The following is a 12,430-nucleotide window of genomic DNA, read 5'->3' as shown; positions in this document are numbered from 1 at the left end:
AACCCATCACTCAGTTCGATGGGTTGCGCTGCGCCCAGTACTGCCGCGCCTGTATGAATGCAGGCTCGCGCGACTGGCCAAGCCCCCGTAACGCCAGCGCCATGGTTGCCACGACCGCCAGTTCGCCATAGGCGTCCTCGGCGCCTTGCCAGACGGCCAATAGATGCTGTGGATCAAGCTGCGCCGGTTTGACGTGACGCTGTGGAGAGAGCGCTGGCCAGTCCTCGTCCCAGGCCTCGCCGTCGCTGGTTCCGTACAGGTGCGCGACACCGTCCGGGTTGACCTCGATCTCACCGCCTTCACCCTTGATGACGATGGCCGTATCGCCGAGCAGACGGCTGGCTTCTCGGTGATTGGCCTGATAACCCGGATGGAAAATGCTCTGCAGGCCGCAGCGAGCGCCCAGCGGATTGAGAATGCGCGCCAGCGAATGAATTGGCGAGCGCAGGCCGAGGATGTTGCGTTGGTCGATCATTCGCTGCAGGCCGGGCATCCAGGCGCCGAGCGGCATAAACGCAAGGTTGGTGCTGTTCAGGGCTGCGGCGGCTGCAGTCCAATCTTCGCAGTGGGCGATTCCGAGCAAATCCAGCTGCTGCTCGGTGTACATCCGTCCTGCCGTATGCGCACCGCCGCCGTGCATCAGGATGCGAATCCCGTTCTGCGCCAGGCACTTCGCAGCAAGGAGATACCAGGGCAAGTGACGTTTCTTGCCGGCATAGGTCGGCCAGTCGATATCAACGGCGATCGCCGGTGCGTGCAGTCGCTCACGAACGGCCTCGGTGAAGCCGGCAAGCTCCTCTGCGCTTTCTTCTTTGTGTCGTAGCAGCATAAGGAAGGCACCGAGCTGCGTGTCCTCGACCTTGCCGTCAAGCAACATGCCCATGGCTTCGCGAGCCTCATCCCGGGTGAGGTCACGGGCGCCGCGCTTGCCTTTGCCAAGAATGCGGACGAACACGGCAAACGGGTGTTCGGGAGGGGTGACTAGGCTCATATGCAGTTGCTCGGTTTCGGCAGGCCCGCCAGCTTTGCCGCAAGCTTGGCGGGGGTGCCTTTGAATAAACGGTTCAGGTGCATGCTGTTGCCCTTTTCCGGGCCGAGTTTCAGGGCTGTGTACTTGATCAGCGGGCGCGTAGCTGGCGAAAGCTGAAATTCGCGATAAAACTCGCGTAGCAGCCAAAGAATTTCCCAGTGCTCGGCTTCCAGATTCAACCCTTCGGCCTGGGCAAGAGCTTCGGCGACGGGCTCGGTCCACTCGTCCAGATCGACCAGAAAACCTTCCTGATCGATGGCAATGCTCATGCCATTCACTATCAATGCGCTCATAACCAGGAATTGGTCCGTGCGTAGCGACAGCACAGCTCGACGAAACCCGGATAGCTGACCAATTGCAGGCGCTCGGGCAGGTTGTCGAGGCCGCGTGCGGTGACGTCTTCTTCCAGCGCTAACAACGCCACGCTATCGGGCATCAGGTCCAGCGCATGACGTTGGGCTGTGCCGCCCTGCAGGGCGTAGACGGCGTCGCCGCTTAGCAAAACCGCATCGTCGGTCGCAAGCAGGCGCAGGCAGCTAGACAGGCGACCGTCTGAAAAAGGGGAGTGTGAAAGCAGGTGCAAAGTGGCCATCAGAGCGTGATCACATGGTCATAGCGATTGATAAGGGCGCTGAGGCTGGCGTCGTCGAGCACTTCAACCGGCAACGATAGGGTGGCCTCGTCCAGCCCGCGCTCGCTGAGACTGCGTCTGGCTGCGAATAACGAGTCGACACCAAACATCGGCAGCGCCTGTAGGTTCGCTGTCAGATCCTTCTGTTGCAGTTTTGCTGCGTGCTGCGTCGGAGCGAGCTGGAACACGCCGTCGTCAAGGAACAGCAACCCCAGCGGCAGTTCGAAAGCACCGCCAGCGAGAACAATATCCAGGGCCTCACGAGCTGAGGGGCCTGACCAAGGCGATTGACGCGTGATGATCAGCATCGAGCGGGCCATCAGTGGCCTCCAAAGCAGACAAGGCGATCAGCGTGCTGAGCCGCTTCGTGCAGCTGACCTAGACCCGAAAGCTCCCAGCTAGGCGCCAGGTTAGCCGCGGGCCGCCCGTGACGTTTGGCCTCCGAGTCGTCCAGCACGCCACGGCGTAGGCCGGCGGCGATGCAGACCACGCCATCGAGTCCGTGGCTGCTGACGAAATGGTTCCATTGTTCAGCAACATCGAGCTCGTCCTGCGCGGTAACGGTATTGGCTGAGGCGCTGTGCACACCGTCCTGGTAGAGAAACAGCCGGACAATCTCGTGCCCGCCCGCCAGCACCGCCTCAGCGAAGCGCAAAGCGCGCCGCGAAGCAGGGGAGTGAGCGGGCGAAAAGAGGGCGATTGCGAATTTCATGAGGCACCGTTGAATTACTGGTCGACATGATACGCCAGCTTCAAAAACGAAAAAGCCCGCCGAAGCGGGCTGATTCATTCGGGCAACTATCAGTCGTCGCCACCCATGATGCCCATCAGCTGCAGGAGGCTGATGAACAGGTTATACAGCGAAACGTACAGACCGATCGTCGCCATGATGTAGTTGCGCTCGCCACCATGAATGATGGCGCTGGTCTGGTAGAGGATGCAGACCGAGGAGAACAGCACGAAGCCGGCACTGATCGCTAGTTGAAGGCCGCTGATCTGGAAGAAGAAGCTAGCGACCATAGCGCCCAGCAGGACGAAGAAACCGGCAGTGATGAAGCCGCTGAGGAAGCTCATGTCCTTGCGAGTGATCAGCACGAACGCCGACAGGCCGAAGAACACCAGGGCGGTCATCGACAGCGCGGAAGCGATCAGCTCACCGCCGTTGGCGGTGCCCAGATACATATTAAGAATCGGACCGAGCGTGTAACCCATGAAACCGGTCAGCGCGAAGGTGGAAAGCAAGCCCCAGGCCGAGTTGCGCAGCTTGACGGTCAGAAAGAACAGGCCGTAGAAACCGATCAATACCACGAAGATGTTCGGGTAGGCCGCGTTGGCTTGCATCGCCATATAGGCGACCAGGGCACTGAAGCCCAGGGTGATGGCCAGCAGGCCGTAGGTATTGCGCAGAACGCGGCCAACTTCCTGTTGTTCAACCTGCGTGTGCGTAGATGCATACTGTTGCTTGAGCATGGCGATACTCCTGTAAAAATGAATTCAGCCTAAGGTGAATTGCCTCGGATCATAGCAGAGCTTTTGTTTCGACCTAATAACAGAGTTTGACAGTGTGTTTCGTTCCGGTACTATTGCGCCCGCTCTCTGCGGAGGAGTGGCAGAGCGGTTGAATGCAACGGTCTTGAAAACCGTCGAAGGGGAAACTCTTCCGTGAGTTCGAATCTCACCTCCTCCGCCATATCGAAAGCTGAAGGCCCCGTATTCGGGGCTTTCGCGTTTCTGGGGATAGGAAAAGCGGGTGCGAGTGTTCCCATATTGTTCCCAAGCTAGAGAGAGCGTCAGGCTGAATGTAAGCGCGCCCTGGCTTTGGCTCTTCAGCTAAAAGCCGCATGCGAGCTTTCCGCTAATGAATCCTTCAGATAGTCAATCAGTAAGCGGACCAGCACGTTTGCTTGTCGATGCTGCGGGTAGACGGCGTATACCTTCGCCGATGGCAACTCGTATTCGCGCAACACGCGAACCAGGGTGCCTGCCTCAAGCGCCGTACCGGCTATAAAGGTTGGCAGCATGGCGAGTCCAAGCCCTGCAACGGCCGCATCACGGACCAGCTCGCCGTTATTCACCCGCAGCCGACCCCGAACCCCGATTCGCTCGACTCGCCCATCGATCCAATAGCTCCAGTCAACAGCTTTGCCGTGCCCATACAACAGGCAATCATGGGCGCGGACATCTGATGGGAGCTGTGGCGCGCCACGTTGGCGCAAATAATCAGGGCTGCAACAGGTGACGGTTTCCAGCGGCGCGATTTGCCGCGCGACCAGCGTTGAGTCCTCCAGTACGCCGATTCGCACGGTCATGTCATAGCCTTCTTCGAGCAGGTCGATCACCCGATCGCTGAGGTCCAGCTCGATGTTTACGTCGGGGTATCGCTGCAGGAAACCGGGCAGCAAGGGACTCAGGTGCAGGGTCCCGAACGACATGGGTGCAGACAGCCGCAGCAAACCGCGCGGGGAGTTGCTTTGCAAGGTAACCAGATGCTCGGCCTCATCAACGTCATCAAGTATCCGCCGTGCTCGTTCGTAATAGGCCAGGCCCACAGGGGTCGCGTTCAGCTTCCGTGTAGACCGGTTGATCAGACGCACCCCTAGCCGCGCTTCCAGGGCCGTCATTCGGCGGCTCACGAACTGCTTGGACAGGCCCAGCGTTTCCGCCGCTGCCGTGAAGCTCTTGCAGTCCAGCACGCTGACAAACAGGCGCATGTCCTCGAGTTGGTTCATTGTCTCCTCCTGGTGGACGATTAAACGCTTTTCAAGTCATTTATCGATACAGGAGAGGACAGTAATCTGTTTCCACGGTGCTGAACACAGCCCTTCAAACCTCAACGAGATTTCGATGACTACCATTTCACATGCAAGCGCAACCCTTGCCGGCCGTGCACTTCTGGCTTCGCTGTTTCTGGTAAGCGGCTTCGGCAAGCTGGCCGCACCGAGCGCAACCATCGATTATATCGCCAGCACTGGCCTGCCGTTGCCCGAAGTGGCGCTGGCTGGCGCATTGGTCATCGAACTGGGCTTCGCCGCGGCGCTGTTGGTGGGCTACCGCACCAAGCTCGTCGCCTCCGTAATGGCGCTGTTCACATTGATCACGGCCGTGGTGTTCCACAACCAGCTCGGTGACCAGGGCCAGCTGATTCACTTCCTGAAAAACCTGTCGATCGTAGGTGGTTTAGTGCAGGTGGCGGCCTTTGGCGCTGGCGCTTTCAGCCTTGATCATTTGCGCAAAGCAAAGCCAACTCACGCGATCGTCTAACCAAAACAGCCTAAGCGGCCACCTTTCTGATTCAAGGAGAAACGCATGACCAGCATGACTGAAATCCGTAAGGCATCTGAGCGTGGTCTGGCCGATCATGGCTGGCTGAAATCGCGCCACAGCTTTTCCTTCGCTTCCTATTACGATCCGGAGCATGTGGGGTTTTCCGACCTGCTTGTGATCAACGACGACCGGGTAGCCGCTGGCGGTGGCTTCGGCAAACACCCGCACCGCGACATGGAGATCTTTTCCTATGTGCTCGATGGAGAGCTGGAGCACAAGGACACACTGGGCACTGGGTCGGTAATTCGCCCAGGCGACGTACAGTTGATGAGTGCCGGTACCGGCGTGGCTCACAGCGAATACAACGCCAGCTCGACCCGGCCCGTCCATTTTCTGCAGATCTGGATAGTGCCGGCTGCAAAAGGCATCGCTCCGCGCTACCAGCAGCAAAACTTTTCGGCAGCGGATAAGCGTGGGCAGCTGCGCCTAGTGCTCTCGCCAAATGGGGATGATGGGTCGTTGACCATCAATCAGGACGCCCGCGTCTATGCGGGACTGTTCGATGGTGACGAACGTGCGTCGCTGGCGCTGCCTGCGTTGCGGAATGCCTATGTCCATGTGGCGGCAGGATCGTTGAGCGTGAACGGACAACGCTTGAACGAAGGAGATGGGTTGAAGATCCGTGACGCCGACACGCTTGAGTTCTCCCATGGTGAAAATGCTGAGGTATTGGTGTTCGACCTTCGCCCGATGGACCGACCAAGGGTGTAGCGGTGGGCCTCTGTATGCCGTGAACGAGCGGCCGGTCAGTCTTGACCGGCCTTTTCTACAGTTGGCCGGGCCATAGACCTGCCATGGCGTCATCTAGAGTTGAAACCTCCACGAAACCCGGGGCGATCCATTTTACGGCGATCCGACGCGTTCAAGAAATAAGCAGCCCGGCCGATGCATTGACACGTCGTATATAAAAACAACAATGGAGCCTGTTATGCCCCTTCAGCTTTCCTGGAAACAAAAATTCCGCTGGTTGATCGCGATTTGCCTGCTCGGCTTGGCCGTAATGGCGGGCTCCGCTCTCTGGGTCAACGAGCGGCTCGCGAGCGCGTTTCATGCACAGCAGGTTGCGACCGATTTCCAGGCGCAGTCGACCGAGTTGCTCAATGACTGGCTGCGCCTGCGCAATCTACGTGCCCAGCTCACCCCGGAGACAGTCGAACGCTTCGGCGAGCAACTGAGCTCCCTAGAGGTCAGCGCCAAGGCCTTCGCCGAAGCGTCTCGCCAATTGAATGACGAACCCACCATCAAGCGCGCTGAAAAGATCGCTGCCTTGCTCGACAGTGACCTGACTTTGCAGCGGCAGTGGCTCGAGCTCAATCAGAGCCTCGGCCTGCGCGCGACGGACAAGCTGCGTCAGTCCCTTGTTCTCGCCGCTGCGGAGCTGGAAAAGATCAATATCGGTTTGATACAGCCGTTCGTCGCGACCGCGCTCACCAAGCAGCGCGACTACCTGTCAACGTTCGATCCCTCCTTCGCCGCGAACGCGCGGGAGGCGATCGCCGCCATGCAAAAGCAGATCATCGAGCTCGACTGGCAAGACAGCAAAGTCGGCGAGAGCGTGCGTGAGTATGAGCAAACATTCGGCCTGGCCGATGCACTGATCGGTCAGATCCGCGATGTGCAGGAGCAGATGAAGACCCAGGCGGCAACGATCGAAACGACGGTTGACGAGCTAGACACCGCGCTCGCCAACGGCATCGTCGCCAGCACCGGCCGGGAAGTGGAACAGGCTCGCCAGTCGACGCTGATCATTTTGGGGCTGACCTTCCTTGGTGGCTCGATATTCCTGATGATCACTCTGGGGCGCGCATCTGGCGCCCTGTTCGGCCAATTGAAGCGCGTTACCGACCTACTCGCCCGTGTGGCGGCTGGAGACCTGACTGGGCAACTGGCCATCGGCAACAACCGCAAGGACGAATTCAACCAGCTGGGTATCGCCACCAACGACATGATTCAGCGTGTCGGCGGCCTGATTCGTCAGGTGGCCGATGGCAACCGAGATATGGAGCGCCTGTATGCTCACCTCAAGGAAGCCATGAACCGCCTTGAGGTCAACAGCGAGCAGGTCGAGCAGCAGACCGAGCAGGCAGCGTCGGCCTCGCACCAGATCTCCGCCACGGTTAGCGAGATAGCGCGGCGGACCAATGAGGTCGGCACCGCGTCCCAGTCCGCCTGCAACTCTGCGCAGGTCGGCAGCCAAATCATCGGTTCCAGCGTCGACAATATTCGCCGTCTGTCCGGTCTGATTCGGACCACGCACGAACAGGTCGTATCGCTGACCCAGAGCGGCAAGCAGGTCAATAGCATCATCGGCGTAATCAATGGCCTGGCGGAACAGACCAACCTGCTTGCCCTCAACGCTGCCATCGAGGCTGCCCGTGCCGGCGAGGCTGGTCGCGGCTTCTCGGTGGTTGCCGACGAAGTACGCTCACTTGCACAGAAGACGGTAGCCGCCACGACCGATATCGCCGCGATCGTCAGCGAGCTGGACCGCCAGACGAGCAAGATGGACGAACTGATCGGCAGCGGTCTATCACTCGCTCAGCAGAGCGAAACCGATGCTGGTGAGGTGGCCGGCGCTATTGGCGACATCACCCAATCGGTGGAAACCCTGACCGCAGAGATGAGTCAGGTTGTGGTGGCAGTGGAAGAGATTTCCGCAACCACCGACGACATCGCTATGAAGATGGAGGACATCAATACCCACACCGGCGAAACCCGTAGCCTGCGCCAGACGTTGGATACGCACACTCAGGGGCTTCAGTCGCAGGTCGAAGCACTCAGCGAACGCACCGGAAAATTCCGCGTCGTCTGAGCGACAGCCGCGTTTGTTCAGCGGTGTACGCCGAGCCGTTATCGCTGAGCCATTGAATCGGGGCGGCAGGCAGTTCTGTCCAAACCGTTTCTCGACAGCTTCAAGCTCGATAAAGGCCCAATAGCGGCAAACGTAAACAGAGGTGTGCGGCAAGATCCGACGGCAACTGTGAAATGTCCATGCTCAACAGTCCCTTGGCTTGGACAACTGCAGCAAACCAGGTGGTGCGACAAACTGCACCGGCAAACAAAAACCTGACTGTGCTTATTGCCCTACTGGCGACCTGCCTAGAATGATCGGTCCCATTTCCCACTCGGGTCTGTCCCATGTCTTCGCGCCGCTTTCCGTTGCTGCTCGTGGGCGCTTTCCTCGCGCTCTATCTGATCTGGGGCTCCACTTACTTCGTCATCAAGGTTGGTGTGCAATCCTGGCCGCCGATGCTGCTTGCCGGATTGCGGTTCGTCATTGCCGGCAGCCTGATGTTTGCCTGGCTGCGCTGGCGCGATGTACCTGTACCGACAGCGAAGGAGTGGCGGTCGTGTGCCATCGTCGGGTTTCTGTTGCTCAGCTGCGGTAATGGCGGCGTGACCCTTGCCGAGCATCTTGGCGTGGCGTCGGCGGTGGCGGCGCTAGCCATTGCCACGGTTCCGCTGTTTGCGCTGTTGTTCGGACTGATCTGGGGTCAGCGCACCACCGGACTGGAGTGGGGCGGCATCTTGCTCGGGCTGATCGGGATCGGCCTGCTTAACCTCGGTCATAATCTGCAGGCGAGTCCGCTGGGTGCGGTACTGGTATTGCTCGCGGCGGCGAGCTGGGCGCTCGGTTCGATGTGGAGCCGACATCTCAGCCTGCCAAGTGGCGCCATGGCCAGCTCAGCGCAGATGCTGGTTGGTGGAGTGGTGTTGTTGTTTGGCAGCGTCGCAAGTGGTGAGCGCATGCAGCAGATGCCCGATCTTGCCGGCTGGCTTGCCCTTGCTTATCTAATGCTGCTCGGCTCCATCGTTGCCTTCAGTGCCTATCTTTATCTGCTCAAGCATGTGCGGCCCGCTGCGGCCACCAGCTACGCCTACGTTAATCCGGTAGTCGCGGTGCTGCTAGGTATCACCTTCGCCGGTGAGCACATTGGCACGGTGGAATGGCTGGCGATGACGGTGATCGTCAGTGCCGTGGTGTTGATCGGGTTGCCGCAGTGGCGCAGACCGAAAGCGGCTGTCGCAGCGAAGCCTGTCTGAATCGCAATGCCGCGGTCGCATCGCGGTTGTATGATGAGTGCCGCTTTCCCAAGAGCGAAACCGTTCGGCTGTGGTCATAATCCATTGAGGTACATGGCGGGTTGTTCCTGCCCGCGCCGGGACGCCGCTGCTCCGGCGCAGTCAATTTGCATTTCATCTCATCTACAGGCGTACCGATGCCCGCTGCGAAAACACCTACCAACGACACCTTTTTCATTTTGTCGCTGGTGGTCTTCAACTTCATTTCCTTCATTTCCATTGGTATTCCGCTGGCGTCGCTGCCGGGTTATATCCATGAAAGCCTCGGTTTCAGCACCGCCATAGCGGGCATCGTTATCGGTGCGCAATATCTGACCACCTTGCTCTGCCGCCCCCTCGCCGGGCGGCTGGCGGATGAGCGTGGCGCAAAAAAAACCGTGCTGATCGGCATGGCGTCCAGCCTGGTCAGTGGACTGCTGTTGCTGATCTCTGCATTGCTCGAATCCTGGCCAATGGCGAGCATCGGCGTGATGCTGGTGAGCCGGCTGATCCTTGGCTTCACGCAGAGCCTGATTGGTATCTCCGCAATCACTTGGGGCATTAGTCGTCTGGGACCGGAAAGCACGGCGCGGATGATTTCTTGGAACGGCGTCGCTGCTTACGGTGGGGTCGGTATCGGCGCACCGCTGGGCGTGCTTCTAACGCAATCGCTGGGATTGTGGAGCCTTGGCGCGGTGACCATGCTGCTGGCGGCGATCGGATTGGCGCTGGCTTGGCGACGGGGCGACGCACCGCTCAATCCGGGCGAACGGCTGCCGTTTGGCAAGGTGCTCTGGAAAGTTGCTCCGCCCGGTATCAGCTTGGCATTAGCGACCATCGGTTACGGGACGCTGACCGCTTTTATCGCGTTGTATTACGACGCGCGCGGCTGGGAGGGCGCCGCCTGGTGCCTGACCGCCTTCGCCTTTGCCTTCATCGGAACACGCCTTCTGTTCCCCAACTTGATCAATAGGGTAGGCGGCTACTCGGTCGCGGTGATCTGTCTGGTGGTGGAAATTCTCGGTCTGGTCATGCTCTGGCTCGCCGAGGCTCCGGGTGTTGCGCTGGCCGGATCAGCCCTGACCGGGTGCGGACTATCCTTGCTCTATCCGGCATTGGGCGTCGGCGTGGTTTCCCGGGTCGGAGTCGCCAACCGCAGCTCCGGGCTCAGCGTCTTCGCTATGTTCTTCGATCTGGCGCTGGGGCTGTCCGGGGCAATCATGGGAGTGTTGGCCGTCTACATTGGTATGCAGAGCATCTTTCTCGGCGCAGCGGCCATGGCCGTTGCCAGCTTGGCGATTGTGTGGCTGCTGCTCAAGCAGGAGCGCAAGGCGGAGGCTGATTAGCGCCGGTGCTTCATGGTCGATGGCGGCCAATTCACTAACAGGTGAGCGTTCAGCCAGGACGTCTGCTGACGTCCTTCAGGCGCCGACCGGTCCTGAACGCTACCGGCTGGTGCAAAACCCGATATCGAACGATGCGCGCCGCGCCAGGGCGGCGGCGCTTGGTCGGTAGTCGCGCTTGTCTCGGTGCAGTTGCTTCCAGAGTTCCAGCGGCTGCGTGACGCTGAGATCGGAATGCTTGACCAGGTTTTCCAAGGTTTTGCTGTTCATACGGCCTCCAATAGCTCGATCGAGTGGTTGGTGGTCTTGAGATAGTCGCGTCCTTGCGCCAGCCGTCGCGGCTTTCCATGGAGCTGAGATTGCCTGGGGCGAGTTACAGCTTGTTGACAATGCCGGCATGATTCTCGAACCAGATGAGCGGTCCAGCCGATATTCAACGGTGCGCTTCTTTGATTCGCATCATTGCAAAAAACCATTATGACGTAAGCCTGGCGGTAGTTGGTTTTGCCGTTTCGTTGCTATCGAAACGCAACTACTGTGTAGTCTGTTAATTAAAAAGATGCAGCCGTTTGGCTTGTTGTTGTGCCAATCAACCGTTCATCGTCGGTCGTAACTTTCGACGAACTCTTGCGCGCTTGTTGCTCTCCGAAGTAGTGAGGCGGTTGTAGTGCAGTCGCCATTTTTAGAACCACCAAGTAACTGGAGTGATCTCATGTCGAATGATAAGAGCGGAAATCCGGGTAACTTTGCCAACGATCGCGAAAAGGCTTCCGAAGCTGGTCAGAAGGGCGGCCACAACAGCGGCGGTAACTTTGCCAACGATCCGCAGCGCGCTTCTGAGGCTGGCCACAAAGGTGGCCAGAACAGTGGCGGCAACTTCGCCAACGACCGGGAAAAGGCCTCAGAGGCTGGTAAGAAAGGCGGCCAGAACAGCGGCGGCAACTTTGCCAATGACCGCGAAAAGGCATCCGAAGCTGGTAAGAAGGGCGGCCAGAACAGCCACGGCGGTGGCCGTAGCTCCTGATGAAATAGCAAGTCGCTAGCATCAAAAAAAGCGGGACTCGCAATGCGAGTCCCGCTTTTTATTTTTCTGTCGGAAATTAATCTTTATTCGATTGATATTGACGTTGCCTGTTCGGCTATCCCGCTTGTTATTTATCACGACCAGCGGTTGAGATATTTAATATTTCTAACTGTAGCTGCCAAAGAGTCAGTTCGGTCGGGCTTATCAAAAAAATCCTAGTTAGGCCGCTCCGCTCGCAGCATCTCGATAACTCACTTCGCTTGCTGCGGGATTTGCCGCGACAGTGATGGCATCGTTGGTGAACTCCCGGCGCGCTTCGCGGCCGAAACAGATTGATACAAACCAATCTGAAGGGGTCATGGCTCAGGTTTTTCCGCGTTCGGCTGATATGTGGCTGCGTCTGGCCTTGTTCATCTTGATAGGTGGACTTTTTGCGCTGTTCGCTGCGCTGGTGGTGCTGGATCGTTCTGACTACATCACTGATAAAGGGTGGGTAGTGCAGCAACTGGTGCCGTTCAGTCATGAACATCATGCCGGGGCGCTAAAAATTGACTGCCGCTACTGCCATGACAGCGTCGAAGTCAGCCCAGTCGCTGGGTTGCCGCCAACCTATACCTGTATGAGCTGCCATTCGCAGATATGGACCGGTGCGCAGATGCTCGCGCCGGTGCGCCAGAGCCTCGCACGGCAAGAGCCGCTGCGCTGGAACCGGGTCAGCGAGCTTCCCGACTATGTCTATTTCCATCATGGCGTCCACGTGAACGCTGGGGTCGGTTGCGAAACCTGCCACGGTCAGGTGGACACCATGCCCCTGATGTACCGGGCCGAGACCTTCACCATGAGCTGGTGCGTTGATTGCCACCAGAACCCGGCGCCACGGTTGCGTCCCCGCGATGCGGTCACAGAGATGGGCTGGAGTACCTCGCATGACCGTCAACAGTTGGGAGAGCGATTGATTCGGGAGAACCACATCGAGACGCAAAACCTGACCGACTGCTACATCTGCCACAGGTAAC

Annotated in this window: 15 protein-coding genes and 1 tRNA gene; 8 read left to right on the top strand and 8 right to left on the bottom strand. The window is 58.9% G+C overall.

Translation table 11 applies throughout. The features are described from left to right. Nucleotides 1–10: 10 nt before the first annotated feature. From D7241_RS08665 to D7241_RS08640, 6 genes are all read right to left on the bottom strand, one after another. The gene (locus D7241_RS08665) at nucleotides 11–991 is read right to left on the bottom strand and encodes a glycosyl transferase family protein (protein ID WP_408101141.1); all 981 of its coding nucleotides are present in this window, start codon (nucleotides 989–991) and stop codon (nucleotides 11–13) included. After that, a complete protein-coding gene (locus D7241_RS08660) occupies nucleotides 988–1,323 on the bottom strand; it encodes a TusE/DsrC/DsvC family sulfur relay protein (protein ID WP_408101140.1) in 336 nt (111 codons plus the stop codon). The genes D7241_RS08665 and D7241_RS08660 overlap by 4 nt, the downstream gene beginning before the upstream one ends. Beyond that, entirely contained in the window at nucleotides 1,320–1,622 is a 303-nt protein-coding gene (gene tusB / locus D7241_RS08655) for a sulfurtransferase complex subunit TusB (RefSeq protein WP_408101139.1), read from the bottom strand. Before tusB ends, D7241_RS08660 begins: the two co-directional genes overlap by 4 nt. Continuing rightward, entirely contained in the window at nucleotides 1,622–1,981 is a 360-nt protein-coding gene (gene tusC / locus D7241_RS08650) for a sulfurtransferase complex subunit TusC (RefSeq protein ID WP_408101138.1), read from the bottom strand. Before tusC ends, tusB begins: the two co-directional genes overlap by 1 nt. After that, nucleotides 1,981–2,373 carry a sulfurtransferase complex subunit TusD gene (tusD, locus tag D7241_RS08645; protein WP_408101137.1) on the bottom strand — a complete coding sequence of 131 codons (393 nt, stop codon included), beginning with the start codon at nucleotides 2,371–2,373 and terminating at the stop codon, nucleotides 1,981–1,983. The genes tusC and tusD overlap by 1 nt, the downstream gene beginning before the upstream one ends. A gap of 89 nt (nucleotides 2,374–2,462) precedes the next feature. Further along, the gene (locus D7241_RS08640; protein WP_255976895.1) at nucleotides 2,463–3,131 is read right to left on the bottom strand and encodes a Bax inhibitor-1/YccA family protein; all 669 of its coding nucleotides are present in this window, start codon (nucleotides 3,129–3,131) and stop codon (nucleotides 2,463–2,465) included. A 130-nt stretch (nucleotides 3,132–3,261) separates the two neighbouring features. Between D7241_RS08640 and D7241_RS08635 the strand changes: the two genes are divergently transcribed. Next, nucleotides 3,262–3,351, top strand: a tRNA-Ser gene (locus tag D7241_RS08635). Between the two features lie 136 nt (nucleotides 3,352–3,487). On the opposite strand, the gene D7241_RS08630 is transcribed toward D7241_RS08635, so the two are convergent. Further along, nucleotides 3,488–4,390, bottom strand: a complete 903-nt coding sequence (locus D7241_RS08630; protein WP_408101136.1) for a LysR family transcriptional regulator — start codon at nucleotides 4,388–4,390, stop codon at nucleotides 3,488–3,490. Nucleotides 4,391–4,505: 115 nt separating this feature from the next. On the opposite strand from D7241_RS08630, the gene D7241_RS08625 reads away from it, so the two are divergent. From D7241_RS08625 to D7241_RS08605, 5 genes are all read left to right on the top strand, one after another. Further along, on the top strand, nucleotides 4,506–4,922 hold the full coding sequence (locus tag D7241_RS08625) for a DoxX family protein (RefSeq protein ID WP_408101135.1): 417 nt from the start codon (nucleotides 4,506–4,508) through the stop codon (nucleotides 4,920–4,922). A 54-nt stretch (nucleotides 4,923–4,976) separates the two neighbouring features. Next, complete coding sequence (locus D7241_RS08620; protein ID WP_408101213.1) at nucleotides 4,977–5,696, top strand: pirin family protein; 720 nt, start codon at nucleotides 4,977–4,979, stop codon at nucleotides 5,694–5,696. Between the two features lie 217 nt (nucleotides 5,697–5,913). Beyond that, nucleotides 5,914–7,797 (top strand): methyl-accepting chemotaxis protein, encoded by a 1,884-nt coding sequence (locus D7241_RS08615; protein ID WP_408101134.1) that lies wholly within the window; start codon nucleotides 5,914–5,916, stop codon nucleotides 7,795–7,797. 326 nt (nucleotides 7,798–8,123) lie between these two features. Then, on the top strand, nucleotides 8,124–9,029 hold the full coding sequence (yedA, locus tag D7241_RS08610; RefSeq protein WP_408101133.1) for a drug/metabolite exporter YedA: 906 nt from the start codon (nucleotides 8,124–8,126) through the stop codon (nucleotides 9,027–9,029). 176 nt (nucleotides 9,030–9,205) lie between these two features. Continuing rightward, the gene (locus D7241_RS08605; protein ID WP_408101132.1) at nucleotides 9,206–10,393 is read left to right on the top strand and encodes an MFS transporter; all 1,188 of its coding nucleotides are present in this window, start codon (nucleotides 9,206–9,208) and stop codon (nucleotides 10,391–10,393) included. Between the two features lie 99 nt (nucleotides 10,394–10,492). On the opposite strand, the gene D7241_RS08600 is transcribed toward D7241_RS08605, so the two are convergent. Then, nucleotides 10,493–10,660: a hypothetical protein gene (locus tag D7241_RS08600; protein ID WP_255976776.1), complete on the bottom strand. Its 168-nt coding sequence runs from the start codon at nucleotides 10,658–10,660 to the stop codon at nucleotides 10,493–10,495. A gap of 442 nt (nucleotides 10,661–11,102) precedes the next feature. Between D7241_RS08600 and D7241_RS08595 the strand changes: the two genes are divergently transcribed. Continuing rightward, nucleotides 11,103–11,414 carry a general stress protein gene (locus tag D7241_RS08595; RefSeq protein WP_408101212.1) on the top strand — a complete coding sequence of 104 codons (312 nt, stop codon included), beginning with the start codon at nucleotides 11,103–11,105 and terminating at the stop codon, nucleotides 11,412–11,414. A gap of 358 nt (nucleotides 11,415–11,772) precedes the next feature. After that, nucleotides 11,773–12,429, top strand: coding sequence for a cytochrome c3 family protein (locus D7241_RS08590; protein WP_408101131.1), 657 nt, complete (start codon nucleotides 11,773–11,775; stop codon nucleotides 12,427–12,429). The last annotated feature ends 1 nt before the right edge of the window (nucleotide 12,430 follow it).

This window comes from Stutzerimonas sp. VN223-3, from assembly GCF_045999685.1.
In the GTDB taxonomy this organism is placed as follows: domain Bacteria; phylum Pseudomonadota; class Gammaproteobacteria; order Pseudomonadales; family Pseudomonadaceae; genus Stutzerimonas; species Stutzerimonas stutzeri_AR.
This window is presented reverse-complemented; position numbering and strand designations above follow the sequence as displayed.

What these genes read in the sequence shown, in the direction of transcription:
- D7241_RS08665 (WP_408101141.1), bottom strand. Translation starts at nt 991, where the DNA reads ATGAGCCTAGTCACCCCTCCCGAACACCCGTTTGCCGTGTTCGTCCGC.
- D7241_RS08660 (WP_408101140.1), bottom strand. Translation starts at nt 1,323, where the DNA reads ATGAGCGCATTGATAGTGAATGGCATGAGCATTGCCATCGATCAGGAA.
- tusB (WP_408101139.1), bottom strand. Translation starts at nt 1,622, where the DNA reads ATGGCCACTTTGCACCTGCTTTCACACTCCCCTTTTTCAGACGGTCGC.
- tusC (WP_408101138.1), bottom strand. Translation starts at nt 1,981, where the DNA reads ATGGCCCGCTCGATGCTGATCATCACGCGTCAATCGCCTTGGTCAGGC.
- tusD (WP_408101137.1), bottom strand. Translation starts at nt 2,373, where the DNA reads ATGAAATTCGCAATCGCCCTCTTTTCGCCCGCTCACTCCCCTGCTTCG.
- D7241_RS08640 (WP_255976895.1), bottom strand. Translation starts at nt 3,131, where the DNA reads ATGCTCAAGCAACAGTATGCATCTACGCACACGCAGGTTGAACAACAG.
- D7241_RS08630 (WP_408101136.1), bottom strand. Translation starts at nt 4,390, where the DNA reads ATGAACCAACTCGAGGACATGCGCCTGTTTGTCAGCGTGCTGGACTGC.
- D7241_RS08625 (WP_408101135.1), top strand. Translation starts at nt 4,506, where the DNA reads ATGACTACCATTTCACATGCAAGCGCAACCCTTGCCGGCCGTGCACTT.
- D7241_RS08620 (WP_408101213.1), top strand. Translation starts at nt 4,977, where the DNA reads ATGACTGAAATCCGTAAGGCATCTGAGCGTGGTCTGGCCGATCATGGC.
- D7241_RS08615 (WP_408101134.1), top strand. Translation starts at nt 5,914, where the DNA reads ATGCCCCTTCAGCTTTCCTGGAAACAAAAATTCCGCTGGTTGATCGCG.
- yedA (WP_408101133.1), top strand. Translation starts at nt 8,124, where the DNA reads ATGTCTTCGCGCCGCTTTCCGTTGCTGCTCGTGGGCGCTTTCCTCGCG.
- D7241_RS08605 (WP_408101132.1), top strand. Translation starts at nt 9,206, where the DNA reads ATGCCCGCTGCGAAAACACCTACCAACGACACCTTTTTCATTTTGTCG.
- D7241_RS08600 (WP_255976776.1), bottom strand. Translation starts at nt 10,660, where the DNA reads ATGAACAGCAAAACCTTGGAAAACCTGGTCAAGCATTCCGATCTCAGC.
- D7241_RS08595 (WP_408101212.1), top strand. Translation starts at nt 11,103, where the DNA reads ATGTCGAATGATAAGAGCGGAAATCCGGGTAACTTTGCCAACGATCGC.
- D7241_RS08590 (WP_408101131.1), top strand. Translation starts at nt 11,773, where the DNA reads ATGGCTCAGGTTTTTCCGCGTTCGGCTGATATGTGGCTGCGTCTGGCC.